Consider the following 25773-nt stretch of genomic DNA (forward strand, 5'->3'; position numbering starts at 1 on the left):
TCCCGTTGTCGGCGGCAGAAATGAAAAAAGGCTTCCACAGGGAAGCCTTTTTGTCGGGGAGCAGCTGCGGCAGCTGCAGCCACCTTACACGCGCTTGCGGTATTCGCCGGTACGGGTGTCGATTTCGATCTTGTCTTCTTGGGACACGAACAGGGGCACGGCCACTTCGAAGCCGGTAGCGATCTTGGCGGGCTTCAGAACCTTGCCGGAGGTATCGCCCTTGACGGCGGGCTCGGTCCAGGTGATTTCGCGCACGATGGTGGTGGGCAGTTCGACGGAGATGGCCTTGCCGTCATAGAACACCACTTCGGCAGTCATGCCGTCTTCCAGGTAGTTCAGTGCGTCAGCCATGTTTTCGGCTTCGACTTCGTACTGGTTGAACTCTTCGTCCATCCACACGTACATGGGGTCGGCGAAGTAGGAGTAGGTGCAATCCTTCTTGTCCAGGATCACGTTGTCGATCTTGTCGTCGGCCTTGAACACGTTTTCCGTGCCGAAGTTGCCGATCAGGCTCTTGAGCTTCATGCGCACGGTAGCAGCGCCACGGCCGCCACGAGCGTATTCGGTCTTCAGAACGATCATGGGGTCCTTGCCGAACATGATCACATTGCCTGCGCGGATTTCTTGAGCGATTTTCATGGCTTGCTTGCGTTTGAAAGGTTGGAGCCGCTCTACACGGCAGGCAAGCTGTTCGCAATGGTCGCTGGAGAAAGCAACGCATCAAAGGTGCGGCGGCGGGGCCTGCCGCATGTACCGCGGCGGGGCGCGACCCCGAAAGCAAGATCGCTCGGCATACCGGCTGCGACTGCCCTCAGAGAGGCAAAACGTGGATTTTAGCTTTTTTCGGCGACAAAAGCTTGAAGCTGCGCAATCAGCTCGGTTTGTTCCATCAATCTGGCTCGCGCAGCCCTGATGCAGCAGGCCCATTCGTCCAGCATCTGCCCATCGAGCAAAGGCAATGTTTGCGGTGCGGTCATGCCATTCCAGGTGTGGTGAAAGCGCCTGAGGCTGTCCGGGGCCTGGAGCCAGTCGAGAAAGGCATTCAGCTTGTCGTGATGGGCGTTGTCATGCTGGGGGTAGATCTGCCAGACCATGGGCTGGCCCGCCCAGAGCGCGCGGACCAGCGAGTCCTCGCCGCGCACCAGATTCAGGTCGCAGCCCCAGAGCATTTCGTCGAACCGGGCCTGAGGGCGGGCTGGCAGATAGACCGGCTGCATCTGCTGCGCTTCGGGCAGCGCCTGCACGGCCGTCGTGGCGCGTCCGGGGGTCACCAGCAGCCTGGCGTTGAGCAACTGCTTGTCCGAGAGCTGGGCAAGCAACTGGGGCAGGGCGGCAGGCTCGTAGCAAAACAGCGAGACGGCGCATTCGTCAGGCTGAATGCCTTGCGCGCGGCGCCACGAGTCGCGTTGGGCCGTGAAGGCCTGCTGGCGCTGCGCCAGGCTCTGCTCACGTACCAGCGAGCCGGTGGCTGCTGTAAAGCCGGGGTAGAAGAACCAGCGTGTCAGCCCGGCAGCAGGGCCGCTCATGATGCGGGAGGGCAGGCGATGGCAGCGCTCCACATAGTCTTCGGCCGAGAGATATTCGAGATTGATCCAGATCGCAGGCTTGCTCTTCGACGCCTTGTCTGCAATGGCGCTCACGAACCCCGCGGGAATCTCGCAGCCGAAGGCCTCGATGACCACATCGCCAATCGATGCCGGAACGTCCGCGGCTTGCGCGGGCCAGGCATGCACGCTCAGGCCGGGCGGCCAGGGCTGGGGCGCCATCCATTGCAGTGCGCTGGCATCGTCCATCCACAGGCGTACCTGCTGGCCGCGGGCGGCCAGTTCCGCTGCCGTGCGCCAGCACACGCCCACGTCGCCGAAGTTGTCAATCACCTGGCAGAAGATGTCCCAGCACAGCGAAGGATGGGGTGCCCCGGGGGCTGGCAAAGGCATGGGTGAAAAATCGGGCATGGATTCAGTCTTTATCGGTTGAGGCGCTCTGACACAGGTGTTCGACCAGCAATTGCGCGACGGGCGAGAGTGCGTCCTGGGAGCGTACGCAGAGCATGAGCTGGCGCTCGGCCCAGACTTCGTCCAGGCGGATGCAGCGCAAGGGCAGGGCGCCCATGTAGATATGGGCGCTGCCCTCGGGAAGAATGCCAACGCCCAGGCCGGCGGCCACCATCAGGCACAAGGCGTCATAGCCGGTCACCTTCATGCGCAGGCGCGGCTGCAGGCCCTGGTCGGCGGCAGAGCGGGTGATGAGATGGTTGAGCGCACTGTCGGCATGCATGCCGATCAGATCATGCTCGAGGACTTGTTCCAGGCGCAGTCTGTTCTCGCCGGCCAGCGGATGGGATTGGGGCATGACCACGGCCAGCCGGTCCCGGCGATAGGGGCGCAGGCTGATCTTGCTGCCGTAGCTGCCGTTGTTGAGCAGGCCGATGTCGGCCTCGTTGTCGGCTACGGCGCGCGCGATATCGGTGCTTACGCGCTCCTGCAGCCGCACGTCCACCAGCGGGTGCCGGCTCAGAAAGCTCTGCAGCTGGGCCGGCAGAAACTGGGTGATGCTGGAAATATTGGCCATCACCCGAACATGGCCGCGCAGGCCTTGTTCGCCGCCCTGGGCATAGTCCTTCATCTGCGTGGCGATGCCGTCCAGCTCGTTGAGCACGCCGCGCGCCATGTTCAGCAGGGCGTAGGCGGCGGCCGTGGGCTGGCTGCCCCGGTTGCTGCGTGTGAACAGCTCAAGCTGCAGCTGATCCTCCAGTTCGGCCAGGCGGCGGCTGGCGGCCGAGGGGGCGATGTGCTCGCGTGCCGCGGCACGCGCGATGGCGTTTTCCTCCATCACGGCCACAAACAGGCGCAGGGTGATCGGGTCCAGTTTCATGAGGACTGCATTATCCCGCCTGGCTATGCCCAAATGCGATGGCAGCTTCGCATTTCAGCGTTTTGCAGGACTGATCTTCAAGGGCAAGATGATTGAAAAGCCGTTTTGCCTGGTATTGGTCAACGCAAAGCGGCACAGCAAGACAACCATCAAGAGACCAACGGATGACGACGATGAATATCCAAGACCCCGCCACGCAGACCGTCACGCCGCGCGCGCTGGAAGGGGTGAAAGTGGTGGAAATGGGCCAGCTGATTGCCGGTCCCTTCTGTGGCAAGACCCTGGGCGAGTTTGGCGCCGATGTCATCAAGATCGAGGCGCCCGGTGCGGGCGACCCGCTGCGCAACTGGCGCCTGATCAAGGAAGGCACCTCCGTCTGGTGGCAGGTGCAGTCGCGCAACAAGCGCTCGGTCGCGCTCGATCTGCGCCAGCAGGAGGCGCAGGCCGTGGCGCGTCAGCTCATTGCCGAAGCCGACGTGCTGGTCGAGAACTTCCGTCCCGGCACGCTGGAGGGCTGGGGCATGTCGCCCGAGGAGTTGCACGCCATCAACCCCGGGCTGGTGATTCTGCGCATCTCTGGCTACGGTCAGACCGGCCCCTATCGCGATCTGCCGGGCTTTGGCGTGATCGGCGAAGCCATGGGCGGGCTGCGCCATCTGACGGCCGAGCCGGGCCGGGTGCCGGTACGCGTGGGCGTGTCGATAGGTGATACGCTGGCGGCCCTGCACGGCGTGATTGGCGTGATGATGGCTCTGTACCACCGCAAGGTGAACGGCGGCCCGGGCCAGGTGATCGACGTGGCCCTGCATGAGGCCGTGTTCAACATCATGGAAAGTCTGATCCCCGAGTACAGCGCCTTTGGCGCCGTGCGCGAGGCCGCAGGCAGTGCGTTGCCGGGCATTGCGCCCTCGAATGCCTACCCCTGCCAGGATGGCTGGGTGCTGGTGGCGGGCAATGGCGACTCGATCTTCAAGCGGCTCATGACGGCCATCGGCCGCCAGGATCTGGCCGATGCGCCCGATCTGGCCGACAACGCGGGCCGCGTCCAGCGCGTGGCCGAGATCGATGCCGCGATTGGCACCTGGACGCAGGCACGCAGCGTGCAGACCGTGATGGACGAGCTGGGCGCGGCACGCGTGCCGGCCGGCAAGGTCTACACGGCCAAGGATATTGCCGAAGATCCGCATTACCGGGCGCGCGAGATGATTCTGACCCAGCGCACCCGCGATGGTTTCGAGCTTCAGGTGCCCGGCGTGGTGCCCAAGCTCTCGCTGACGCCGGGCACGGTGCGCAGCAGCGCCCCCCATGTGGGCGACGATACCGATGCCGTGCTGGCCGAGATCGGCCTGAGCGCCGAGCAGGTCGCCCAGCTGCGCGAGAAAGGCATCATCCAATGATCACGCCAAATGTCTGGAATGGTGCGGGTCGCCGCATTTTCATGAACGAAGTCGGCACGCGCGACGGTCTGCAGATGGAGCAGGCCTTTGTGCCCACCGAGGACAAGATCGCGCTGGTCAACGCACTGTCCGAGGCGGGCCTGTCCAAGATCGAAGTCACGGCCTTTGTCTCGCCCAAGGCCATTCCGGCCCTGCGCGACGGCGAGATCGTGATGCGCGAGATCGCGCGCCGGCCGGGCACGGTCTACACGGCGCTGGTGCCCAATGTGCGTGGCGCGGAGCGTGCTATCGATGCACAGACCGACGAGCTCAATCTGGTGATGTCGGTCAGCGAGACGCACAACCTTTGCAATCTGCGCATGCAGCGCAGCCAGTCCTTCGAGGCACTCAGGCAGGTGATCGCCACGGCGCAGCAGGCGGCAACGCCCGTCAACGTGTCGCTTTCCTGCTGCTTTGGCTGTCCCATGGAGGGCGATGTGTCCGAGGCCGAAGTGCTGGCCTGGGTGCAGCGCTTTGCCGATCTGGGCGTGCAGGGCATCACGCTGTGCGATACCACGGGCATGGCCTATCCCAACCAGGTGCATGCCACGGTCCTGGCCTTCAGGGCGCGCTGGCCGCAGCTGGGTCTGACCCTGCATTTCCACAACACGCGCGGCATGGCGCTGGCCAATGTGCTGGCCTCCATAGCTGCGGGTGCGGATCGCTTCGACGCCTCGATTGGCGGTCTGGGCGGCTGTCCCTATGCGCCGGGCGCCTCGGGCAATGCCTGCACCGAAGAGATCGTGCATGCGCTGCAACTCATGGGCTATGACACCGGCACGGATCTGGCCCGGATTGTGGCGGCTGCTCGCAGCCTGCCGGCGCTGATCGGCCACGAGACGCTCAGCCAGATCGTCAAGGCCGGTGCGCGCTGGGACCTGCACCAGCCGCCAGCGGATTTTGCCGAGATCAAGGAACGCGCCCAGGCCAGAGCCTGAGACTGTTTTCGCCACCGCTGCATCGGCTCTTTCGGGGGAAGGAGCGGGTGCGGTTCAACATTCCAACAAGGAGACAAACATGACTGTTCAACGTCAACGCCTTCATTTCCTGCTCGCGACGGTTGCTGCCGCGACCGGCCTTGCCAGCGCCCCGGCCATGGCCCAGGGCAGCTATCCCAGCAAAACCGTGCTGATGATCGTGCCCGCAGCCGCGGGTGGCACCACCGATCTGGCCGGCCGCATGGCCGCACAGGCGCTGGCGCCGGTGATCGGGCAATCGGTGGTGGTGGACAACAAGGGCGGCGGCAACGGCGCCATCGCCGCCAATCTGGTCAAGCGTGCGGATGCCGACGGCTACACGCTGCTGATGCAGTACTCCGGCTACCACGTCATCTCCCCGCATCTGACCAAGGCCAGAAGCTGGGAGCAAGGCGACTTTGCCCCCGTGGCCAATGTGCTGTCGGCGCCGCAGATCATCGTGGTGCGCTCCGAGCTGCCGGTGAAGACGCTGGCCGAGCTGGTGAGCTACACCAAGGCCAACCCCGGCAAGCTCAACTATGCCTCGTCGGGCAACGGCTCGCTGCAGCATGTGACGGGTGCCATGCTGGAGCAGCAGGCCGGCGTGAAGATGGTGCACGTGCCCTACAAGGGCACCGGCCCGGCGCTGCAGGACCTGCTGGGCGGCCAGGTGGACCTGACCTTCGGCACCGCGCCTCCCTTCATGCCCCATGTGCAAAGCGGCAAGCTGCGCGTGCTGGCCGTGACGGGCAAGCAGCGCCTGCCCAGCCTGCCCAATGTGCCCACCACGGCGGAAGCCGGCTACCCGGGCGTGAACGCCACGTCCTGGTTTGCCGTGTTTGCGCCCAAGGCCACGCCGCAGCCCGTGATCGACAGGCTGGCTGCCGACATCAAGAAGGTGGTGGAGGACCCCGCCTTCAGGAAAAAGGCCGAAGAGCAGGGCGCCACGGCAGACTATATGAACCCGCAGCAACTGGCGGCCATGGTCAAGACCGAATATGGCAACTGGGCGCAGGTGGTGAAGTCGTCCAGGATCGAAGCCGAGTAAGCTGCAGGGCGCAGGGATTGCCCCGAATCCATTGGTCCTAAAAAAGGAGCTGCTATCGCTTTATTGGTAAGGATTTCAGATTGAAAACTATCTGAAATTCAATCTGATAAAGCGCTGGCAGCTCCTTTTATTGATGTGCAATGCGCTGCCGCTGGTTTGCTCCGCTTGCTGCAGGATTCGTCCACATGCGCAGACAATAGCGCCCATGTCTTCCACGCATTCCGCCGAACTGCTGGCCCAGGTGGCCGCGCTGCCGCCATTGCCCGGCGTCTATCGCTATTTCGATGCTGCCGGTGTCCTGCTCTACGTGGGCAAGGCCATCAACCTCAAGCGTCGCGTTTCCAGCTACTTCCAGAAGGAGCATGGCGGCACGCGCATAGGCCATATGGTCAGCAAGATCGTGCGGCTGGAGACCACGGTGGTGCGCTCGGAAGCCGAGGCGCTGCTGCTGGAAAACAACCTCATCAAGACGCTGTACCCCAAGTACAACATCCTGTTCAGGGACGACAAAAGCTACCCCTATCTCAAGATCACCGGCGTGGCCCACCGTGACGGCAAGGAGGGCGAGCCTGCGTTTCAGGAGTTTCCGCGCATTGCCTACTACCGCGGCGCCGTGGACAAGAAGCACCGCTATTTCGGCCCCTATCCCAGTGCCTGGGCGGTCAAGGAAAGCATTCAGCTGCTGCAGAAAGTCTTTAGGCTGCGCACCTGCGAGGACACGGTGTTTGCCAACCGCAGCCGCCCCTGTCTGCTCTATCAGATCAAGCGCTGCACCGGCCCCTGCGTGGATCTGATATCGCCCGAGGCCTATGCGCTGGATGTGCGCAATGCCGAGGCCATGCTGCGCGGCGAAACCAGCGAACTGCTGCAGCAGCTCGAAGCGCGCATGATGGCGCACTCCGACAAGCTGGAGTTCGAGCAGGCGGCCGAGGTGCGCAACCAGCTCACGGCCCTGTCGCGCGTGCTGCACCAGCAGGCGATCGAAACCACGGACGACAAGGATGTGGACATCCTGGCCGTGCGCGTGCAGGGCGGCCGCGCCTGCGTCAACCTGGCCATGGTGCGCGGCGGCCGCCACCTGGGCGACAGACCTTACTTTCCGGCGAATCTGGGCGATGCCGCATCGGTCTACTCCAGCGAGGAAGAGGTGGATGCCGCAGCCGAGGCGCGACCCGTGGAGGAGCTGGTGCTGGAGGCCTTTATCGCCCAGCACTATGTCGGCGTGGCCGTGCCGCCCACGCTCATCGTCAGCCATCCCGTGGAGAAGCGGCTGTTGGAGCTGCTGACCGAGCAGACCGGCGTGCGCATCACCGTGGTCCAGCAGCCGCGCGAGCAGCGCCGCATCTGGCTGGAGATGGCGCAGAAGAATGCGGACATCCAGCTGGCCCGGCTGCTGGCCGAAGAGGGCTCGCAACAGGCGCGCACGCGTGCCCTGGCCGAGGCGCTGGATCTGCCGGTCGAAAATCTCGACGAGCTGACCATCGAATGCTTCGATATCTCGCACACCAGCGGCGAAAGCACCAAGGCCTCTTGCGTGGTGTTCCATCACCACAAGATGCAGAGCAGCGATTACCGCCGTTTCAATATCGAAGGCATCACCGGCGGCGACGACTATGCGGCCATGCGCCAGGTGCTCACGCGCCGCTACAAGCCCGTGGCCGAGGCGCAGCGCGAGGCAGGCGGCGCCGAGCTGACCGGCAAGCAGCCGCATCTGCCCGATCTGGTGCTGGTTGACGGCGGCAAGGGCCAGGTCAGCATGGCGCGCGAGGTCTTCACGGAACTGGGTCTCGACCTGTCGCGCATCGTGGGCGTTGAAAAAGGCGAGGGCCGCAAGGTCGGCCTGGAAGAGCTGGTGTTTGCCGACGGGCGCGACAAGGTCTATCTGGGCCATGATTCGGCGGCCCTGATGCTGGTGGCGCAGATCCGCGACGAGGCGCACCGCTTCGCCATCACCGGCATGCGCGCGGCCCGCGCCAAGGTGCGCACGGGCAGCAGCAGCCTCGAAGATATTGCGGGAGTGGGGCCCAAGAAGCGGGCGCGATTGCTGCAGCGCTTTGGCGGCGTGCGCGGCGTGGCCGATGCCAGCGTGGACGATCTGATGACCGTGGAAGGCATTTCCGCAACGCTGGCCGAAGAAATCTACAAGGCGCTGCATTGATGCGGGCTGCGCGAGCGCGAATCCGCGCTGGCGCAGCCCGCTCGTGACACAATGACACCCATGTTCTTCACCATCCCTACTGTGCTGACCCTTACGCGGATCGTGGCGATTCCGCTCATCGTGGGGGTGTTTTACGCGCCGCTGGATCAGGCGACCCGCAACCTCATCGCCACGGTGATGTTCGTCGTGTTTGCCGCCACCGACTGGTTTGACGGCTATCTGGCCCGCAAGCTCAACCAGACGTCGGCATTCGGGGCTTTTCTAGATCCTGTGGCCGACAAATTCCTGGTCTGTGCCTCGCTGCTGGTGCTGGTTCATCTGCAACGCGCCGACGTGTTTGTGGCGTTGATCATCATCGGGCGCGAGATTGCCATCTCGGCACTGCGTGAATGGATGGCTCAGATCGGCGCCAGCAAGAGCGTGGCCGTGCACATGATCGGCAAGGCCAAGACCATGGCCCAGATGGTGGCCATCCCCTTTTTGCTCTATGACGGAGTGGCGTTCGGAGTGATCGATACCGGTGTCTGGGGACAGTGGCTGATCTGGATTGCCGCAGTGCTGACCGTCTGGTCCATGGTCTACTACCTGCAAAAGGCATTGCCCGAAATTCGTGCCAGGCTCTGAAGTCCACAACGAACCTCTCTGAAAGCGCTTGTTCATCAAGCGCTTTTTGCTGTCTGGCAGGTTGTTTTCGGAGCGGCAAAAAAGATTTGCCACGGCGCATCGCGCGACTTGATCGGACTGCAGATTTTGTCAATTGTTGTCAATTGGTGAAGCCGACACGGAAGAAGCTTGAAAAAAGCCGCTTTGGATGGCCGAACCCGCTCAAAAACCGCATAGAATCTGGTCCTGTCGCTGGAATGCGCAGCGCGAGTTGGCGTCAAAAATGTCAGCGGCTTCAGGAAAAAATGGGCTTGCCCATACGCAAAAACTGATAGGCTGGCTTCCGTCTTTATCGCGACTGGTTTCTTGCTGCGCAAGGTTTGCGTTTGCAGAGACATTCCATTCACTTATTTCTCGAGAGGCATCTTGTGAATAAAACCGAACTGATTGAGCACATCGCTAACAACGCCGATATTTCCAAGGCCGCAGCTGCGCGTGCACTGGACTCCACGATCGACGCAGTGAAGAAAACACTGAAAAAAGGTGGTACAGTATCGCTTGTTGGTTTTGGCACATTTGCTGTTGGCAAGCGTGCAGCTCGCACCGGTCGTAATCCCCGTACCGGCGATTCCATCAAGATCAAAGCGGCCAAGGTGCCTAAATTCCGTCCGGGCAAAGCATTGAAAGATGCTCTGAACTGACACCCAGTTTCAGTGGGTCCTTAGCTCAGTTGGTAGAGCGGCTCCTTTACACGGAGTAGGTCGGCGGTTCGAGACCGTCAGGACCCACCAAAGAAAACTAAAGAAATCAAGGGCTTAGAGCGATCTAAGCCCTTTTTCTTTGCCCTCTCCACCAGCTCGAATAGCCGCCACCAGCCGCCTCTACCAACTGAAAATCGTTGCTTGCCAACTCTGCAGGGTATTAGTATGGCGCTCCTTTTTGGAGGGCTAGAAGGCAGGCAAGAAGCAGTTCGCAAATGGATCGTGACAGTACGTCTTCAAGAAGAAGGGCGTTCTGGATAAGCCGCTGTATCTCAGGTTTTCCACAGAGGCCGAAGGCGATGAATATGCGGCTGTATTGACCCAGTGAAAACCTGCTCAGGTGTTACCGTCGAGAGAAAGACACCATGAGCACATTGATGGAAGAAGAGATCAAACGCTGGACCGCAAAGCGCAAGAATCGAGGAGAACCCGTCCTTCGGGTACCGAACCGTGGCGCACCTGCTGGGGTTCAACAAGAACACGGTGCAGCGCATCTTCCAGCTCAAGGGCTGGCAGGTGCGCAAGCGCCCGGTGGGCTTCAGGCCGCGGATCCAGTCGCTGCCCTCGGTGGCCAAGGCGCCCAACGAGCGCTGGGCCACGGATATGTGCCGGGTCTGGGCCGGGCGTGATGGCTGGACGACGATGGCCTTGGTGATCGACTGCCACAGCCGCGAACTGCTGGGCTGGTACCTGTCGCGCAGTGGGAAATCGAAGACGGCGGAGTCAGCACTGGAGCAGGCCCTGATCGCGCGCTTCGGCACGCTGGGCCGAGTATCTGAGCCGTTCCTGCTGCGTTCAGACAATGGCCTGGTCTTCACCAGCCGCAGCTTCACCTCGCTGGTCAGAAGCTATGGGCTGCGCCAGGAGTTCATCACGCCACACAGCCCCGAGCAGAACGGCTTGGTCGAGAGGGTGATCCGTACGCTCAAGGAGCAATGCGTGCATCGGCATCGCTTCGAATCGCTGCAGCATGCCAGTCGCCTGATCGGGGACTGGATCCACTTCTACAAGCACCGACGCCCGCATCAGGCGTTGAACATGAGAACACCCGCTGAGGCATTCGCATTAGCGGCCTGACCTGTGCAGGTTCTGCTGGGTCAATACAACCACGCTGCGCTTCGAGCAAGTGCTTTTGCTGGCAAAGAAAAAGCCCGCGAGCGTTTGCTGTGGGCTTGAATAAAGAGCCGGTGACCCTTTCGGGTCCTGCCTGGGGAGAGGTCAGTAAGGGAGGGAGGAGGGATCCCAGGCCCGGCATAACAGGTAGATGGCATCGAATTCTGCACAATGCTTTTAGGGCGATCAATAGGAGCTCGTCTTACACGAAACGGGGTAGATCCCCGTTTGCTCATGAGGCTTTGGCAGTGCGACTCTAGGCACCTGATTTGCGCGATGAGCGTCCTGTTCTGTACATTGAACTGCCTGTGGCAAAAGAAAAAGCCCGCAAGCAGTTGCTGCGGGCGCGAATAAAAAGCCGGTGACCTATTTGGTCATGCCTGGGCAAGTTGAGGAAGTGAAAGGAGTCTGTGACCCCAGGCCCGGCAAAACAGGTACGTGACGCAAATTTTGCCCAAAGAGAGTCACGGAATCAATATGTACGTGGGTTCACAAACGAGCTCTGCGCCATCTGGCGTGACCACTCTCGCCACGACGCACAGGCCGCGCCGTGCTCTTGATCGACGGAAGCTCAGGCCCATTCCTGAGTTGCCGCACCTGCTCGAGGAGTCACGCCGGATGGCCCCCGCTACTTTCCCGGGGTGGTCATGATGGGCACCTGTGGCCGGTGCGATTACCCTCTTGCAGTATTCCAGCCGGGCCTTGCAGGCCTGGCTTGTAAGAACCGGGGAGCCGACCCCCGGCACCATCAAGAAAAAGAGCGGATCACCCGGCTTGGGGTCTGTCGGTGGCGGCATCTTGGATTGCCCGACGCCACGCCCGGTTGCAGTTTTTCAGCGCCGCGCTTTTTCTTGATGGCCCCGCTATAGCCCTGCGGGAGAGGGCACATGCATGTCACATGCTGGCTAAACGCTCACATTTCAACTCTCCGGGCGCAAAAAAACCACCTCATGGGTGGCTGGTGAAAGAAACCGTATTTCTCGGGTCGTTGCTTGCTGTTTAGCTGTTACTGCTTTCGCTGCCGCTGCTGCTCATCCCTGTTCTGCTTTTGGGGAACAAGGGGGTGTCCTTGTTGCTCCGGAGCTGCGACCCCGTCCGTGAAAAAGAACATCAGCTTCAAGGTGTCCCAAAAAGATGGTGTTGAAATGGGGATAGGGTTACCTGACAAATAGACCTCCGGTCTAAGGTGGCTGGTCAAGATTGACTGCCTTGTCCCACGGTACTCTTTTAAATGACCTTAAACGGTGCCCTTGAAAAATAGACGCCAGCCATGTCGGCGCAGCTGTGGTCGCGATCAGTCGATGAAGCCAAGGTCGCGCAGTGCTTCAGTCTCTTGGGTGTACTCGGCATCCTCAATCAGCAGAGTGCCGTCAGGGCCATAGATATTGCGCTGTGGCGCGCCCATGACCTGCTCAATGCGTTCGACTCTGTAGCCGTGTCGCTCCCAAATTTCGGTGGTGTTAATGCGTGTCATGGATTCACTTTACCCAAACCGAAGCCCTGCAAGCAATGCTTTGTTTTGCGCCCTGATGTTGCTCAGGAGCTGGCGCCGATTGCTCGGTGGGCCTTTCTGTTCTTGGCGTCCCGTCTGCCTCACCCCGTACCGACCCAGGGGCTGGACTCTCAGCGTCGGCACCTTCTTCTGCTGGTGCCACATCTCGTTCGCGTTGCCTGATCCCGTCCGGGGGCAGAGCGCTACTAGCCTTGTATGAACGATCCTTTCACCCCGTGCACTTAGCCGATGAAAACCAACATGACCACGTTGGCTCAGCCGGCACCCAGCGGTCACGATGAGGTGGCAGTGGCTGCGCTGACAGGGCTGTATATGACGCAGCGCCGCGGCCTCTGGCTGCAGCAGCAGGCCTGCTTGGAGGCCCTTGCGCCCTATGTCCCCAAACGTCGTGCTCGCAAGCTGCGCCGCGCCTCGCAGATCGCCATCACTCAGGGCATTGCTAATGGCGACTTCCTTTGTGATCGCCCGCTCGCCACACGCGCCGCAAACGAGCTCGTCGTTGATGTTCGGTTTCGGGAAATGGATGAGATTGTTGCTGCCGCATTTCGTGCAGCGAAGAAGCGTCTTTTCCAGCGCGGCACTGGTCATGGAGGCTCCTATGCGAAGTGAAGTTTTGGCGAATCAATCTTCGCATGGGGTGCCATCCATCACGATGAGCAGCCGCGACATTGCAGAGCTGACCGGCAAGGATCACTTTCATGTGATGCGTGACCTGCGCGCCTTGCATGGACAGCCGGGTGCTTTGTTTGGTGGGGCTATCCAACCTTGGATAGGCGCAGAGCGCGCTCCCCGCATTGCGGTGCATTACGTGCGCCGTGTCGAAGAGAAGTTCATCTGCGATCAGCTGCATCCCGCGAGCCTGCTGCTGCGCGATGCCCAGAAGTGGGCCACCCAGCAGCAGACCGGTGCGAGCACACCGCCCCCATCCCTGTCCCCGGCCGCAAGCCACAGGTTCGCTGGCGCTGGCAAAGCCATTTTGACGGGATCGAGCCATGAACCGCAGCTACGAGATTGCAGACCTGGCACAGCCTGCCCTGCAGGGCGGCGAGCAGCAGGGCCATGCCCAACGGGGTCTTCAAGATTGAAAAGGGCGATGAGGTGATGACGCTGGTGCCAGCCGAGGCACGCCAGTTGGCGCCCATGCTGGCGGGTAAGGCGCTGGAGGCTTCAGCGTTGGCGCGTGTGCAAGGAGATGGAGGCACGGATGGTGGAGATGCCGCAGCAACTCAGGGAGATGGATCGTCGTTACAAAGCGCTGAAGGCATCGAGAGTGGAGAATCTGGCGCAGCGGAGTCTTGAATTGATCCAGTAGCGAGACGAATCAGTGTGTTTCTCGGACGACCTCCGAGGAATGGGAATTCAGCGCACGATAAGCACTGGAGCTTTTGTCAAATGAAGAACTTTGCAGGTGACGGAACCCAATAGAACAGACTCGGCAGCAGTCAGTCCGTGTGAGCCGATGCAAATAGCGAGGCTGCCAAGCTCCCCGGCCAGGTTCACGATAGAGGCCGCATCCTCGCCCATCACGGCATAGGTGCTGCAGGGGATTTCAGCTACGCTGATCAAGCTGCGTGCTTGGGCTGTTGCAGCCCAAGCATTTCGTCCTAGCTCTGTCTCTGCAGCTTCTTTGCTCATCCAAGGCTGGACATTAACCAGGTCGACTGCATCCCCTTGGCCTATTCCTATCAAGCGTGCAATCGCGCCAACTGCTCGCAATGAGCATTCCGAACCATCAACTGCAGCCAGCCAGCGCGCGCCGCTAGCTTTCTTTGCACTTAACTCTGAGTTCCAAGCAATTAATCTGAGCCTGCCAAAGCTATCGCGCCGCTGAAGAGAAGGCGAAGGAGCCAGATTTGTCAATTTTCCATCGCTCATAAAGCTCTCCTGGATGGCTTGCGTGACGAGAGCTTCACGCTAAGCAACACGGAAATCAGAACAATGGAGCCAACAATGAGCAGCGACCAATGCACCGGCATATGAAACCAGGGCATCGCAACCATCTTTGCTCCAATGTAGATCAACACCAGAGCAAGGCCGTACTTAAGCAGATAGAAACGTTCCGCCATATCGGCCAGCAAAAAGTACAGCGCCCTCAAGCCCAATATCGCAAAAATGTTGGATGTAAAGACGATGAAGGGGTCAGTGGTTACTGCGAAGATGGCCGGGATGCTATCGACAGCGAAGACCAGATCACTGGCCTCGATCATCAACAGCACAAGAAACATCGGTGTTGCATAGAGCAATCCATCGATCCGCACAAAAAAGGATTGCCCATGAAACCCAGGTGCGATACGCATGTGGCCGCGTAACCAGCGTAGCAGTGGATTTTTTTCTAAGTCGGGCTTTTGGTCAGCCATGATTAGCATCTTGCAGCCTGTCACAACCAAGAGCAGCCCAAATACATAGAGCACCCAGGCAAACTCGGAAACCAGCCAGATCCCCCCAAGAATCATTGCCGCGCGCATCACTATGGCACCAAGGACTCCATATAGCAGTACACGACGCTGTAGTTCCGGTGGAACCGCGAAGTACGTGAAGATCATCACGAACACAAACATGTTGTCCACTGAAAGCGCTTGCTCGATGAGATAGCCGGTGAAAAACTCCAGGGCCTTGTGGTTGGCAACTTCGCGACCGGCTGTGGTGTCCAGATACCACCACAGCAAAGCACCAAATGACGTGGCCAGAGTCATCCATGCCACTGTCCAGCCAGCAGCCTCCCTGACCGAAACGCGGTGAGCCTTGTTGCCGCCAAGCACAAACAGGTCCAAGGCCAGCATTAGCATTACAAAGGCGACGAAGCCTATCCACATGGGTCCTGTGGCAAGCGTTTCGATGTTGTTCATGGGAAGGCTCCGGGTACGGTTCCCCGATGCAGCCCGTCAGTTCGAGGCCATCCACAAAGCAACGATGCCTGCGCCGGCGCCGACTCCGGCGGGAATGCCAATGCGCTCGAGCTTCGACGCAGCCTCCCCAGGAATAACCTCTACGGGGACACTTGCTTTCTCTAGCACCTGATTGGTTACAGAGTTCTCAATCAGCCGTACCAGTGAGCTCTTGCGCGCCGTGCTCATCACAATTAGGTCGCAGTGGAGCCTACGTGCAGCGTCCACAATACAGTCCACTTTGTTGCCAACTTCTGAGTGAACGGTGTACGGGATTCCCGCGGCATCCAGCATCCGGCGCGTTTCAATGAGCGCAGCGTCAGCCTGTTCTTGGTGGAACTCCATTCGAGCGCTCTTGCTTGAGTAGTCGGTGATGAGTTTCGAGAACGGCGGCTGTACGTTCAAAAGATGAATTTCAAGCCCTTGGCCTTTATTGAATTCATCGATAACGTGACGTATGGCATACAGAGAATTGGATGAACCGTCTGATGGGACAAGTACTTTCAGCATGGTCTGCTCCTTGAAGTTGCGCTGCGCAGCGCTATCACTCGACGTTGGTTGACCCGTAATTTAGAGGCCGCATACACCTTCAGCTGCGAAGGCTTTCTGCATGGCACGTCTCCCTGCATTGCATGACATCAACAATAGCGATGCAGCCAATTAATAAAAGCAGATAATTCAGAAGCAATAGCTCTGAAAAGCCGAACAATGAACCCAGGCTTCAGTTACCGGCACCTTTACTATTTTTGGGTTGTCGCCAAAGAAGGTGGCATGGCTCGCGCTGCAGAACGTTTGGGCATGGCCGTGCAAACTGTGAGCACGCAAGTTCGTGAGTTGGAGCGGTCTCTGGGGTATGTTCTGCTCAAACCCTCAGGTCGAGGAGTGGTGCTGACGGATGCGGGACTTGCCGCCATGCGGCAGGCAGAGCAAATATTTCAACTCGGAGAGCAGCTTCCTGCGGTAGTGCGCGATGCAGTAGGCGCGCCTACGGTGCGTCTGATTGTCGGAATCTCCGACGAATTGCCCAAGCTGGCGGTTCAGAGCTTGATGCAGTCAGTGATGCAGGAGAGGAACCTCCGGCTACTGTGTATGGTCGACGAGTTTGAGGACTTGTTGGGTGACCTTGCGTTGCATCGATTAGATGTTGTTCTTGCAGACCGAGCCGCGCCGCTCAACCCGAACTTGAAAGTCTATAGTCACTCCCTGGGTTCATCTCCGTTGGCCTGGTATGCGCCATCATCGCTGTATGTAGCGGCTAAGCACAATTTTCCTCATTCTCTATCCAAGGTGCCCGTGCTACTGCCAACCACGCATGCTGCCGTGCGTCCAAGGCTCGATCAGTGGTTTGAGCGCAACTCCATCAGACCACACCTCGTCGGAGAATTTGAAGACAGTGCCTTGCTCAAGACATTTGGCGCTGCCGGTATGGGTGTATTTCCCATGGCCAGCCTTGTTCACGAGGAGTTGACCAGCCGATATGCAGTGAAACGTCTCGGTGCCTGCGAGGGTGTTGAAGAACATTTTTTTGCGATTGCAGCAAGTCGCAAAGTGTTGCATCCGCTGGTGCAGCAGTTGTTCCCATCACAAGAATAGCGGATCGACGGTTTCTCGTTGAAGACTGGGTAGCAAGGCCTGCACTTTGCCGCGCTAGTGACCCGGCTAGGGTTCGACGCTCCATACCTGGCGGCCCATTATCCGGTGCATGGCATGCAATGAGGCAGTATCCAAACCCCAAAAGAGTACCCAGTCGGCTCCTGGCGCAAAGGAGGCTGGCAAGGCTGCGCCCGCCGATTGGGAACGCATCGAGCTTGATTACCGTGCCGGCGTAAAGACACTGCGCCAGATTGCTGATGAGAACGGCATTACGCATGGTGCTATCAACAAGAGAGCAAAACGGGATGGATGGGAGCGAGACCTGTCCGAAAAGATCCAGCGCAAGGCGGATGCGCTGGTATCCAAAGCGGCAGTATCCAGCGAGGTATCCAAGGAAACCAGAGCTGCAGAGCGCGCCGTAGTTGATGCCAATGCACAGGCCATTGCCGATGTGCGCCTGGCCCACCGCCGTGACATTCACCGAGCCCGGCGCATCACCAATGCGCTGCTGGACGAGCTGGAGCAGCAGGCTGACGCCGACACCGTAGCCCTGCTGGAGCAGTTGGGCGAGAACATGCGCAACCCCGACGAGAACGGGATTGATCGGCTCAACGACCTGTATCACAAGGTCATCAGCCTGCCCGAACGCTCCAAGACCATGAAGACGCTGTCCGAGAGCCTGCGCATGCTGGTGGACATGGAGCGCACGGCCTTTGGCATGGATGACAAGGAAAAGGACGAGGCCGCACCTGGTACCGCCGGCTATGTGCCGCCCGCCATCCAGATCGTGCACGTCAAGGCGCCGGTGCACGAGCCCGATGAGGACGAGCAGGAATGAAGCTCGCTCCTGTCCCCTCTACCGCGCAGGGCATGCCCGAGGTGCCGGTGCTGGCCATCCCTGAGAAGCTGGCCGGCATCTGGGATTCCAGGCGCTACAAGGTCATGCACGGCGGGCGCGGCGGCGGTAAGTCGTGGACCGTGGCGGCCGTACTGCTGGTGATGGCTGCCAGCCGGCCCCTGCGTGTGCTCTGCACCCGGGAGATTCAGAAGTCCATCAAGCAGTCGGTGCACCAGTTGCTCAAGGATGTGATCGCGCGGCTGAACCTGCACGCCTTCTTCGAGGTGCTGGAAACCGAGGTGCGCGGCATCCATGGCTCGCTGTTTCTGTTTTCGGGCCTGCAGAGCCACACCGTGGACTCCATCAAGTCCTTCGAGGGCTGCGACATCGTGTGGGTGGAAGAAGCCCATGGCGTAAGCAAGAAGTCCTGGGACACTCTGATCCCGACGATTCGGAAGGAAGGCAGCGAGATATGGCTGACCCTGAATCCGGACATGGAGACGGATGAAACCTACCAGCGCTTCATCGCCGCGCCCAGCGCCGATACCTGGGTGGTCGAGATCAACTGGCGCGACAACCCCTGGTTTCCGCGCGTGCTGGATGAGGAGCGGCGCAAGGCCAAGCGCACCATGCTGGCCGACGACTACGCCCATATCTGGGAAGGCAAGGCGCGGCGTGTGGCCGCTGGCGCGATCTACCGCCATGAGATGGAGTCGGTCTATCTGGACAACCGGGCGCGCGACGTTCCCTATGACCCGACGCTGCCTGTGCACACGGTCTGGGATCTGGGGTGGAACGATGCCATGAGCATCGCCCTGGTGCAGCGCGGCCCCCAGGATGTGCGAATCATCGGCCACATCGAGGACAGCCACCGCACGCTGGATTGGTACGTGGCCAAGCTGGAGAAGCTGCCTTATCGCTGGGGAACGGACTATCTGCCGCATGACGGCAAGACCAGGAATTTCCAGACCGGCAAGAGCACGGAGCAGCTGCTGCGAGAGCTGGGCCGGCGCTCGGTCATGGTGCAGCCGCGCGCCACGGATGTGGAAGAGGGCATCAAGCAAGTCCGCATGCTGATGCCGCGCTGCTACTTCGATGCGACCAAGACCGCGCGACTGCTGGAGTGCCTGAAGCGCTACCAGCGGCGCATTCATGCCGTCACCCATGAGCCCATGGCTGGAGCTATAGCGGTTCGCTCGATCATTGATGATGGGCTTGAAACGACCCAAAGAAGACTCTGGGCAGAACATCACGCGCTTCGCCGGAGCGAAACTTGTCCGCCGATGCTCTCAAGGGCGTGACACATCCCATACGCATAACAGTCATCGGCAAGGAACACTTCAAAGATTTCCCGGGCGGCAATTTTCTTCACCACGTTCTTCGCTTCTGCGTGGGACATGGGAGTGCTCAGTTGTAGTGATCGCATGAACAGTTTTTCCACGTAGCCTCCCATGCCGGGAAACCATGAAGTGGTTTGATCCCATCCCATGACTACCAACGTGCATGAACATGAATGAATTTTTTTGGAAGTAGTCATTTGGAAGCCTGGTTGCAACTGATCCGCGACTGTCGCTGAGCGACCAATGAGCGACATTCAAGCGCATGGACTGGCCGCCCGGAAGCGGTCCTTCATTCGATGAGGACGAATGGGAGCGCTATCGCTGGCGCCGGGGTCGGCCTGTGAGAGTCCTGACCGAGCTCACCTTCCTGCTCGGCAGTGGCGGGCGCTCTTGTTCCTCCATGGCTGGTCGACGCGGCACGAAATCGGGTCAATCCCTAGGGATCAGATAGCGCCCTCAGTGAGGCCGCGGATGTCCAGGATTCAACACGCAAACTGTGGTGCGGCGCCGGGCTTGCCGGCCTCGACCCATGCCAGCTTCTCGGTCAGGAAGGTCAGGGCTGCATCGAGTTCCGTGCGCTGCGACTGCAACTTGCCGATCTGGTCTCGCAGCACCTGAGCTGTACGCACCGCTGACTTCGCCCCCTGCCGATATTCGCGGTTGAGCGCGGCGATCTCGCTCAGCGAATAGCCCAGCGACTTCTGGAGCTGGATCATCCGGACCGCCGTCACATCGTCGGCCGAGAACACCTGGTAGGGATTGCTGCCGCCGAGCACGCCGCGCCGGGGCTTCAGCAGGCCCTTGCCCACGTAGAAGCGGACCGTTTCGGGCGACAGCCCCGTCTCTTTCGCGAATTCCGACAACAGCATGCGGCCTCCTTGACCTCGTAGTGCACTACGTCCTTATAACAGCGTCTTCTTCAATCTGGAATCAACGACATGCCATCTCCTCTCTCACCACTGCCGCGTGTTCCTCTGGGTGTGGACGGTCCCCTGGTGGGCATCCAGGGCCTCGGATGCATGGGCATGAGCGAGTTCTACGGTGCCACGGACACGTCAGAAGCAAGCGCGACCCTGGAGCAGGCCCTGGCCTTGGGGGTCACGCTGTTCGATACCGCGGACATGTACGGTCTGGGCGCCAATGAATCGTTCCTCGCGCCTTTCGTGAAGGCGAATCGGCGGCGCGTGGTGATCGCCACCAAGTTCGGCTACACACGCTCCGTGGAGCAACCCGATGACTGGAGTCTGAGCAATCGCCCCGAGTACATCCGGCAGGCTGTCGACCAATCACTTCTGCGCCTCGGAATCGAGACGATCGACCTCTACTACATGCACCGCCGCACGCCGGATGTGCCGTTGGAGGACTCGATCGGCGCCATGGAAGAGCTGGTGAAGGCCGGCAAGGTGCGTGCGCTTGGCCTGTGCGAGGCCAGCGCCGATGAGCTGCGCGCTGCGCATGCGATCCACCCCATCGCTGCGCTGCAGTCCGAGTGGTCGGTGTTCAGTCGGCAGATCGAGCAGGAGATCGTGCCCCTGGCATCGTCACTGGGTGTCACGATCGTGCCCTACGCGCCCTTGAGTCGGGGCCTGCTGACGGGGGCCGCTTTCGGTCAGCGGCTGGGTGCCGACGATTTCCGCCGAAACTTCCCGAGGTTCCAACCGGAAAACCAGGCGGCGAATGCACAACTGGTGGCGACGCTGGACGAATTGGCGCAGGCGCGGGGCATCTCCACAGCCCAACTTGCACTCGCCTGGCTCCAAACGCGCGCCAGGCAGTTGGACGTGACCGCCGTGCCTATCCCCGGAACGCGTCGCAGGACACGCCTACTGGAAAACGTGGAGGCGGCCACCATGGCGCTCGACGACCAGGAGATGGCAGCGATCGAACCGCTGGCGGTAGCCGTCCAGGGTATTTCGCTCTGAGTCTGTAAGGCAATGCGCGCCTCGTCCGCCTTGACGGCCATCGGATTAAAGAGTTAATATCCATCCGGTCGGAAATAAAAGGACAGGCATGGGACGAACGCGCGTAATTGACCCGGACAAACTGCTGGACGCCGCAGAAGCGGTCGTTGCCCGGGACGGTCCGTCGAAGCTGACGCTCGAGTCCGTGGCCGCCGAGGCTGGCGTCAGCAAGGCCAGCGTGGTGTACGACCACAAGACCAAGCAGGCACTGATCGAGGCACTGGTTCGACGCGCACTGGCGCGCGACAACGACTTCAACGCCGCGGCGGCCGAGCGCCTTGGCGATACCGATGCCCGAGTGGTTCGCGGGCGCATCGCTGCGGCTGCCGATCCTCTGCCCCCCGCACAACGGGCGGTGGCGCTGAGCCTGTGCGCCGCGCTCGCCCAGGACGCGGGCCTGCGCGAGTGCATGCAGGCCAATCAAGCCGCTGTCATCGAGGCGGTTCAGCGCGACGCGGCGCAACCGCGAAGCGCGCTGATCGCCTACTTGGCCCTGGAGGGGCTCAAACTGCTTGAGAGCCTGGACTTTCACACCTTCCCGACGGCGCAGCGCGATCGGCTGCTGCGCGAGATCGAAGCCTTGGTCGATCCGCCCGCTCTGCTCGATCCAGCGACGGCATCTCGCCGTCGTCGCTGACCTTCTTCTGCACTCGCTGACCGTCATTCCTGCGGGCCGACGCACGGGCCTGCTGACTTTTCACGCCTGTACGAACCATACCAAGCCATGACTACACCTGTTTCTGGATTACCCGCGACCCTGTCCACGCCGTTGCCAACCCGCCTGTTCCTGACGGGCGGCAGTGGCTATGTCGGTAGAAACCTGATCCGGCACTTCGTCGGTCTGCAGGTCGAGGTGGTCGCTCTCGTGCGCAGCCCGGGGGCGCGTCGTACCGTGCAGGCCCTGGGTGCGACACCCTTCGAAGGAGACCTGTTCGCTTCAAATCTGGCAGAAGGCATGCAAGGATGCCAGGCGCTCATTCACGCGGCGGCGAACACCGACCATGGCCCGGCCCACGCTGCCCAGCGTCGCACCAACGTCGATGGCACTCGCGCAGTCTTCGCCGCTGCCGCTCAGGCGGGCGTGCGGCGGGCCGTGCATCTCAGCACGGAGTCCGTACTGCTGGATGGTCGGCCCCTGGTCAACGCAGATGAGCGTCGGCCCTACCCGAATCGTCCTGTTGGGGGCTATTCGGCTACCAAGGCGGAGGCGGAGCAGGTGGCCTTGGGCGCGCTCGCCCAGGGTATCGATGTCACCATCGTGCGACCCCGCTTCATCTGGGGACGTGATGACACCACGGCATTGCCTCAGCTGCTCCGGGCGGTCGATTCCGGGCAGTTTGCCTGGATCGATGGCGGTCACTACCAGACTTCGACCACCCACATCGCCAACCTAGCCCACGGTATCGAACGGGCATTGCTCAAGGGCCAAGCTGGGGCCTGTTACTTCATTTCCGACGCTGAACCGGTGGAGTTCCGCAGCTTCATCAGCGCGCTGCTGAAGACCCAGGGGCGTAGCGCTCCGGACAAGGCCATTCCCGGTTGGGTGGTGCATGCCGTGGCACGTGTCGGTGAGTGTTTGGCTTCACTGACCGGGAACCGTTGGCGTCCGCCAGTGACCCGGCAATCTCTGGCACCGTCGGCTGTCGAAGTCACGCTGAACATCGACAAGGCTCGTCATGAGTTGGGCTACGAGCCTCCATTGAGTCGAGCCCAGGGACTTGCTGAGCTCATGAATTACGACCAAAGGTGAGTCGGCGAACTCGGCCATTTCGACCCTGCCTGTGGCTCCAGCGCCCGCTGCAGCAGCGACTGAGGCACTAGCGTCTACCATCGCGGCTCAGTCATTGGCTTGCACAGTCGAACTGTCGAGGGTATTTGCAGTGCAAGCGCATGCGTCTTCATATACCTGCCACTCGCGAACGGCAGCAAATGGCCGAAACCGGGCCTAGCTACCTGTGGGCGCAGCACCGTAAAGCTGACATTCGGGGCTGCGCCTTGAGAGTCCGGTTGAGGATAGGCAGCCAATGGGTGCGGGCCGTCGTCAGTCGGCCAGAAGCTGTCGTCCGGCGCGTGGCCGCGAACGGCAGGTCCACGCTGAGAGCCGTCATCGACTTCTGGCTGTTTGATGTCGGCCGATGCAGACACCAACTTAGCGAGGCGCTTTGCCTGAATTCCAACTGTGCAAATTGCCACGCCAAACCAAACCTCTCGCTGAGGTACCAGTTGGCTGCCCCCGAGGGTAAATTCAAAGGCTAGGAAGAATCGATCATGAAGAAATTTCTTCGATTTCGAGTATCTCGCAGTCTGGTGCGGATTCTGCAATGCTCGAGCAAACGTCGTTCGCGTCGAGCCCCCATCGTTTCTGTTCACTCATGAGGCCCACTCGATGGTTCACCAACATTAAACGGAACAGTGCCAAACGGCCGAGGTTCTTACGTGGCACCGCACAGAGCGTAGTGTGGGCGTCGGAGTCTGGCAGTACCAAGCAGCTATCGCCTGCTTCGATTACTTGCAGCTGGCTACCTTTAGCGAAAAATCTTCCCTCTACCTGTATGTCCCTTAGGACTTGCATCATGGAGTGCATTGTTTTTTATGCGTTTCTATTGCATCCGCACTACGACTTTGCCTTTGGCGCGTCCTTGGGACAAGTACTCAAGGGCCTGCTTCGCTTGATCGAACGGAAACACTTTGTCTACAACCGGATGGATATGACCGGCGTCAAGAAGCGCGCCAATTGCGTCCAACTGCTCGCCGTCAGGTCGCACGAATAGAAACGAGTAGTCCATGTCCTTCTTTGCTGCCATGCGGATGATCTTTCTGCTCATGAGGCCAAAGATCAGTCTGAGAGCGAAGTTCAACTTGCGGGCTTGTGCAAATGCAGCGTCCAGCGGACCAATCAGCGAAATTATCTTGCCGCCGGATTTGAGGATGCCAATCGACTTCTCCAATGCATCCCCGCGGATCGTTACCAATACCACGTTGTATCCTCGCAGTACCTCTTCAAACTCCTGCTTTTTGTAGTCAATCACATCTTCCGCGCCCAGGCTCTTGACCAGCGCAACGTTGGCGGTACTTGTGGTCGTTGCTACATAGGCACCGAGGTGCTTGGCCAACTGGATTGCAAACGTGCCGATACCGCCCGAGCCTGCAGGGATAAATACTCTGTGGCCTGTTTGCACGTTGGCACGTTCTTTCAGAGCTTGCCAGGAAGTCAACCCAACCATAGGCACAGACGCTGCCTGCACGAAGTCGAGATTGGCAGGTTTGCGTGCAGCCAGATGTTGGGGAACTACTGCAAACTCGGCGAGTGATCCAGTGCCTTGATCAAAGATGCTGGCAAAGACCTCGTCGCCCGGCTTGAAGCGGGTAACACTGCTCCCCACTGCGACCACCACTCCGGCCAGGTCGCTGCCCATGACGGCGGGAAGCTGGAACTTCAGCACGGGCTTGAACATTCCCGTCGTGATCATCTTGTCGATAGGGTTTAAGCCTGCTGCATGCACCTCAACCAGCATTTCATCGGGTCGAAGCGTTGGGCGAGGCACCTCGGTGATGCCGATCTCTGGGGTCTTGCCGTAGCGCTTAAATGTGAGGGCTTTCATGATGTTCCTGCTTGTGTGTTACGAAGGCGGCCATGCGCAAGTGCCTTGTGTCGCCCCATAGTCAGCCCCTGCTTTGTTGTGTCGCTCCGGAGCCGTTGTTCAGCTATTACTGTGCGAGGAAGGCAAGAGCCTTGGACACAAAGTCCTCGTGATACTGGAATACACCACCGTGACCCGCATCGGGATAAATGACCAGCTCACTGTTGCGCAGGCGTTTGGCCAAGTCGTAGGTGTTGCTGGTGGGTACCATCCGGTCGTGATCACCGTTTGCCACAAGCACTGGCTGCTTGATCACCGACAGGTCGACTGCTGGTTTTTCGCCCCAAGCCTTGAGCGCCTGCAGCTGCGCCATATACGCGCCAAAGCTGATAGCCCTGTCGCGATTCTCTGAGCGCTCCTGCAATCGTTGAAGGAAGGCCTTGCCAGCCGCAATGCCGTTCGGCGTGCGTGTGAAGAACAGGAACTGCTTGGGGTCTTGGCCGCTGAAGATCGCACGCAAGAGGTCATAGTTCGCAACGCCTGCCACCGAACTGATGCCTGGGCCACCTGCAGGACCTGTGCCCGCCAGAATCAGCTTGCGCACCAGCTGTGGCTGCTTGAGGACGATCTCCTGGGCGATCATCCCGCCCATGGAGAAGCCCAAAAGATCGATCTGTTGAAACCCCTTGGCCTTGATAAAGGTAGTAGCGTCATCGGCCATCTGCTCAATCGAGTTGGCAGCTGACCCCGTGGATGCGCCTACCCCCCGATTGTCGAACGCGATGACGTGATGCTTTGCGGCAAGGCCGTCTACGACACGGGGGTCCCAGTTGTCCAGGACCGCAGCTAGATGCACGAGGAGTATTACAGGCGTTCCGCCGTTCTCCCGGCCCAGCTCGCGGTAGGCGTAGTCCACGTCGTTTGCGGAAACCACTTGGGTCGGAACATTCTTCCACTGCGTTGCAGGAGTGCCGTTGCTCTTGATCTCCATATTGCTTGATGTGGCCAAATCTGCGGCCGATGCGTATGGCAGAAACAGCGTTGCAAGCGCTGCGAGCCAGTACGCTCGCACTTTGGACTCGTAGAACATATCGTCTCCGTTAGATGGTCAAA

General features: G+C 60.3%; 26 protein-coding genes and 1 tRNA gene. 16 read left to right on the forward strand and 11 right to left on the reverse strand.

What is annotated here, in order from left to right; genetic code table 11:
• Positions 1-84: 84 nt before the first annotated feature.
• The 3 genes from efp to O987_RS10210 form a co-directional block, all read right to left on the reverse strand.
• On the reverse strand, positions 85-639 hold the full coding sequence (efp, locus tag O987_RS10200) for an elongation factor P (RefSeq protein WP_003056627.1): 555 nt from the start codon (positions 637-639) through the stop codon (positions 85-87).
• 194 nt (positions 640-833) lie between these two features.
• Complete coding sequence (gene earP / locus O987_RS10205) at positions 834-1955, reverse strand: elongation factor P maturation arginine rhamnosyltransferase EarP (RefSeq protein WP_043372018.1); 1122 nt, start codon at positions 1953-1955, stop codon at positions 834-836.
• Positions 1956-1959: 4 nt separating this feature from the next.
• Positions 1960-2874, reverse strand: coding sequence for a LysR family transcriptional regulator (locus O987_RS10210; protein WP_003056625.1), 915 nt, complete (start codon positions 2872-2874; stop codon positions 1960-1962).
• 164 nt (positions 2875-3038) lie between these two features.
• Between O987_RS10210 and O987_RS10215 the strand changes: the two genes are divergently transcribed.
• The 5 genes from O987_RS10215 (at position 3039) to pgsA (ending at position 9096) form a co-directional block, all read left to right on the forward strand.
• A complete protein-coding gene (locus O987_RS10215; RefSeq protein ID WP_051962160.1) occupies positions 3039-4271 on the forward strand; it encodes a CaiB/BaiF CoA transferase family protein in 1233 nt (410 codons plus the stop codon).
• Positions 4268-5248 carry a hydroxymethylglutaryl-CoA lyase gene (locus tag O987_RS10220; RefSeq protein ID WP_043372022.1) on the forward strand — a complete coding sequence of 327 codons (981 nt, stop codon included), beginning with the start codon at positions 4268-4270 and terminating at the stop codon, positions 5246-5248. The genes O987_RS10215 and O987_RS10220 overlap by 4 nt, the downstream gene beginning before the upstream one ends.
• Before the next feature lie 79 nt (positions 5249-5327).
• Complete coding sequence (locus O987_RS10225) at positions 5328-6314, forward strand: Bug family tripartite tricarboxylate transporter substrate binding protein (RefSeq protein WP_003056622.1); 987 nt, start codon at positions 5328-5330, stop codon at positions 6312-6314.
• Between the two features lie 205 nt (positions 6315-6519).
• Positions 6520-8472 carry an excinuclease ABC subunit UvrC gene (gene uvrC, locus O987_RS10230; protein WP_043372023.1) on the forward strand — a complete coding sequence of 651 codons (1953 nt, stop codon included), beginning with the start codon at positions 6520-6522 and terminating at the stop codon, positions 8470-8472.
• Between the two features lie 60 nt (positions 8473-8532).
• On the forward strand, positions 8533-9096 hold the full coding sequence (gene pgsA / locus O987_RS10235; RefSeq protein ID WP_019043474.1) for a CDP-diacylglycerol--glycerol-3-phosphate 3-phosphatidyltransferase: 564 nt from the start codon (positions 8533-8535) through the stop codon (positions 9094-9096).
• Between the two features lie 35 nt (positions 9097-9131).
• On the opposite strand, the gene O987_RS28735 is transcribed toward pgsA, so the two are convergent.
• Positions 9132-9473 (reverse strand): hypothetical protein, encoded by a 342-nt coding sequence (locus O987_RS28735; protein ID WP_141567867.1) that lies wholly within the window; start codon positions 9471-9473, stop codon positions 9132-9134.
• 30 nt (positions 9474-9503) lie between these two features.
• On the opposite strand from O987_RS28735, the gene O987_RS10240 reads away from it, so the two are divergent.
• The 3 genes from O987_RS10240 to O987_RS10250 all read left to right on the forward strand — a co-directional run bounded on the left by O987_RS10240 (position 9504) and on the right by O987_RS10250 (position 10913).
• The gene (locus O987_RS10240) at positions 9504-9776 is read left to right on the forward strand and encodes an HU family DNA-binding protein (RefSeq protein ID WP_003056615.1); all 273 of its coding nucleotides are present in this window, start codon (positions 9504-9506) and stop codon (positions 9774-9776) included.
• Positions 9777-9790: 14 nt separating this feature from the next.
• Positions 9791-9866, forward strand: a tRNA-Val gene (locus O987_RS10245).
• Positions 9867-10253: 387 nt separating this feature from the next.
• Positions 10254-10913 (forward strand): IS3 family transposase, encoded by a 660-nt coding sequence (locus O987_RS10250; RefSeq protein WP_043372025.1) that lies wholly within the window; start codon positions 10254-10256, stop codon positions 10911-10913.
• Between the two features lie 1330 nt (positions 10914-12243).
• Here the strand turns inward: O987_RS10250 and O987_RS10260 are convergent.
• Positions 12244-12423 (reverse strand): hypothetical protein, encoded by a 180-nt coding sequence (locus tag O987_RS10260; RefSeq protein ID WP_003056594.1) that lies wholly within the window; start codon positions 12421-12423, stop codon positions 12244-12246.
• A gap of 267 nt (positions 12424-12690) precedes the next feature.
• On the opposite strand from O987_RS10260, the gene O987_RS10265 reads away from it, so the two are divergent.
• Together O987_RS10265 and O987_RS29045 are read left to right on the forward strand one after the other, a co-directional pair.
• A complete protein-coding gene (locus O987_RS10265) occupies positions 12691-13071 on the forward strand; it encodes a hypothetical protein (protein ID WP_043372027.1) in 381 nt (126 codons plus the stop codon).
• 450 nt (positions 13072-13521) lie between these two features.
• Complete coding sequence (locus tag O987_RS29045; protein ID WP_158407669.1) at positions 13522-13761, forward strand: hypothetical protein; 240 nt, start codon at positions 13522-13524, stop codon at positions 13759-13761.
• 60 nt (positions 13762-13821) lie between these two features.
• Here the strand turns inward: O987_RS29045 and O987_RS27960 are convergent, their stop codons facing one another.
• Genes O987_RS27960 through O987_RS10275 form a run of 3 tightly spaced genes read right to left on the reverse strand, consistent with a single transcriptional unit; the run spans position 13822 to position 15857 of the window.
• Entirely contained in the window at positions 13822-14337 is a 516-nt protein-coding gene (locus O987_RS27960; protein ID WP_080731495.1) for a universal stress protein, read from the reverse strand.
• Positions 14334-15308, reverse strand: a complete 975-nt coding sequence (locus tag O987_RS10270; protein ID WP_003056584.1) for a TerC family protein — start codon at positions 15306-15308, stop codon at positions 14334-14336. Before O987_RS10270 ends, O987_RS27960 begins: the two co-directional genes overlap by 4 nt.
• Positions 15309-15344: 36 nt before the next feature.
• Positions 15345-15857, reverse strand: coding sequence for a universal stress protein (locus O987_RS10275; RefSeq protein ID WP_003056582.1), 513 nt, complete (start codon positions 15855-15857; stop codon positions 15345-15347).
• Between the two features lie 198 nt (positions 15858-16055).
• On the opposite strand from O987_RS10275, the gene O987_RS10280 reads away from it, so the two are divergent.
• From O987_RS10280 to O987_RS10290, 3 genes are all read left to right on the forward strand, one after another.
• A complete protein-coding gene (locus tag O987_RS10280) occupies positions 16056-16940 on the forward strand; it encodes a LysR family transcriptional regulator (protein WP_019043489.1) in 885 nt (294 codons plus the stop codon).
• Between the two features lie 109 nt (positions 16941-17049).
• Positions 17050-17778, forward strand: coding sequence for a hypothetical protein (locus tag O987_RS10285; RefSeq protein ID WP_043372029.1), 729 nt, complete (start codon positions 17050-17052; stop codon positions 17776-17778).
• The gene (locus O987_RS10290; protein WP_051962161.1) at positions 17775-19079 is read left to right on the forward strand and encodes a PBSX family phage terminase large subunit; all 1305 of its coding nucleotides are present in this window, start codon (positions 17775-17777) and stop codon (positions 19077-19079) included. The genes O987_RS10285 and O987_RS10290 overlap by 4 nt, the downstream gene beginning before the upstream one ends.
• A 521-nt stretch (positions 19080-19600) precedes the next feature.
• On the opposite strand, the gene O987_RS10295 is transcribed toward O987_RS10290, so the two are convergent.
• Positions 19601-19987: a MerR family transcriptional regulator gene (locus tag O987_RS10295; protein ID WP_003056570.1), complete on the reverse strand. Its 387-nt coding sequence runs from the start codon at positions 19985-19987 to the stop codon at positions 19601-19603.
• Positions 19988-20056: 69 nt separating this feature from the next.
• Here O987_RS10295 and O987_RS10300 point away from each other — a divergent pair, with 69 nt between their 5' ends.
• The 3 genes from O987_RS10300 (at position 20057) to O987_RS10310 (ending at position 22829) form a co-directional block, all read left to right on the forward strand.
• Complete coding sequence (locus O987_RS10300) at positions 20057-21040, forward strand: aldo/keto reductase (protein WP_043372032.1); 984 nt, start codon at positions 20057-20059, stop codon at positions 21038-21040.
• 88 nt (positions 21041-21128) lie between these two features.
• Entirely contained in the window at positions 21129-21716 is a 588-nt protein-coding gene (locus O987_RS10305; protein ID WP_003056562.1) for a TetR/AcrR family transcriptional regulator, read from the forward strand.
• Positions 21717-21803: 87 nt separating this feature from the next.
• Positions 21804-22829 (forward strand): NAD-dependent epimerase/dehydratase family protein, encoded by a 1026-nt coding sequence (locus O987_RS10310; protein ID WP_051962162.1) that lies wholly within the window; start codon positions 21804-21806, stop codon positions 22827-22829.
• Positions 22830-23679: 850 nt separating this feature from the next.
• Here the strand turns inward: O987_RS10310 and O987_RS10325 are convergent.
• Complete coding sequence (locus tag O987_RS10325) at positions 23680-24681, reverse strand: NADP-dependent oxidoreductase (protein WP_043372039.1); 1002 nt, start codon at positions 24679-24681, stop codon at positions 23680-23682.
• A gap of 106 nt (positions 24682-24787) precedes the next feature.
• Complete coding sequence (locus tag O987_RS10330; RefSeq protein ID WP_043372041.1) at positions 24788-25750, reverse strand: alpha/beta fold hydrolase; 963 nt, start codon at positions 25748-25750, stop codon at positions 24788-24790.
• Positions 25751-25773: the final 23 nt, after the last annotated feature.

This window comes from Comamonas testosteroni TK102 (assembly GCF_000739375.1).
Taxonomy (GTDB): domain Bacteria; phylum Pseudomonadota; class Gammaproteobacteria; order Burkholderiales; family Burkholderiaceae_C; genus Comamonas; species Comamonas brasiliensis.

What these genes read in the sequence shown, in the direction of transcription:
- O987_RS10290 (WP_051962161.1), top strand. Translation starts at nt 17,775, where the DNA reads ATGAAGCTCGCTCCTGTCCCCTCTACCGCGCAGGGCATGCCCGAGGTG.
- O987_RS27960 (WP_080731495.1), bottom strand. Translation starts at nt 14,337, where the DNA reads ATGAGCGATGGAAAATTGACAAATCTGGCTCCTTCGCCTTCTCTTCAG.
- O987_RS10225 (WP_003056622.1), top strand. Translation starts at nt 5,328, where the DNA reads ATGACTGTTCAACGTCAACGCCTTCATTTCCTGCTCGCGACGGTTGCT.
- O987_RS10305 (WP_003056562.1), top strand. Translation starts at nt 21,129, where the DNA reads ATGGGACGAACGCGCGTAATTGACCCGGACAAACTGCTGGACGCCGCA.
- uvrC (WP_043372023.1), top strand. Translation starts at nt 6,520, where the DNA reads ATGTCTTCCACGCATTCCGCCGAACTGCTGGCCCAGGTGGCCGCGCTG.
- efp (WP_003056627.1), bottom strand. Translation starts at nt 639, where the DNA reads ATGAAAATCGCTCAAGAAATCCGCGCAGGCAATGTGATCATGTTCGGC.
- O987_RS10280 (WP_019043489.1), top strand. Translation starts at nt 16,056, where the DNA reads ATGAACCCAGGCTTCAGTTACCGGCACCTTTACTATTTTTGGGTTGTC.
- O987_RS10260 (WP_003056594.1), bottom strand. Translation starts at nt 12,423, where the DNA reads ATGACACGCATTAACACCACCGAAATTTGGGAGCGACACGGCTACAGA.
- O987_RS10300 (WP_043372032.1), top strand. Translation starts at nt 20,057, where the DNA reads ATGCCATCTCCTCTCTCACCACTGCCGCGTGTTCCTCTGGGTGTGGAC.
- O987_RS10215 (WP_051962160.1), top strand. Translation starts at nt 3,039, where the DNA reads ATGACGACGATGAATATCCAAGACCCCGCCACGCAGACCGTCACGCCG.
- pgsA (WP_019043474.1), top strand. Translation starts at nt 8,533, where the DNA reads ATGTTCTTCACCATCCCTACTGTGCTGACCCTTACGCGGATCGTGGCG.
- O987_RS10295 (WP_003056570.1), bottom strand. Translation starts at nt 19,987, where the DNA reads ATGCTGTTGTCGGAATTCGCGAAAGAGACGGGGCTGTCGCCCGAAACG.
- earP (WP_043372018.1), bottom strand. Translation starts at nt 1,955, where the DNA reads ATGCCCGATTTTTCACCCATGCCTTTGCCAGCCCCCGGGGCACCCCAT.
- O987_RS29045 (WP_158407669.1), top strand. Translation starts at nt 13,522, where the DNA reads ATGCCCAACGGGGTCTTCAAGATTGAAAAGGGCGATGAGGTGATGACG.
- O987_RS28735 (WP_141567867.1), bottom strand. Translation starts at nt 9,473, where the DNA reads ATGTCTCTGCAAACGCAAACCTTGCGCAGCAAGAAACCAGTCGCGATA.
- O987_RS10220 (WP_043372022.1), top strand. Translation starts at nt 4,268, where the DNA reads ATGATCACGCCAAATGTCTGGAATGGTGCGGGTCGCCGCATTTTCATG.
- O987_RS10325 (WP_043372039.1), bottom strand. Translation starts at nt 24,681, where the DNA reads ATGAAAGCCCTCACATTTAAGCGCTACGGCAAGACCCCAGAGATCGGC.
- O987_RS10270 (WP_003056584.1), bottom strand. Translation starts at nt 15,308, where the DNA reads ATGAACAACATCGAAACGCTTGCCACAGGACCCATGTGGATAGGCTTC.
- O987_RS10285 (WP_043372029.1), top strand. Translation starts at nt 17,050, where the DNA reads ATGGCATGCAATGAGGCAGTATCCAAACCCCAAAAGAGTACCCAGTCG.
- O987_RS10330 (WP_043372041.1), bottom strand. Translation starts at nt 25,750, where the DNA reads ATGTTCTACGAGTCCAAAGTGCGAGCGTACTGGCTCGCAGCGCTTGCA.
- O987_RS10275 (WP_003056582.1), bottom strand. Translation starts at nt 15,857, where the DNA reads ATGCTGAAAGTACTTGTCCCATCAGACGGTTCATCCAATTCTCTGTAT.
- O987_RS10265 (WP_043372027.1), top strand. Translation starts at nt 12,691, where the DNA reads ATGAAAACCAACATGACCACGTTGGCTCAGCCGGCACCCAGCGGTCAC.
- O987_RS10310 (WP_051962162.1), top strand. Translation starts at nt 21,804, where the DNA reads ATGACTACACCTGTTTCTGGATTACCCGCGACCCTGTCCACGCCGTTG.
- O987_RS10210 (WP_003056625.1), bottom strand. Translation starts at nt 2,874, where the DNA reads ATGAAACTGGACCCGATCACCCTGCGCCTGTTTGTGGCCGTGATGGAG.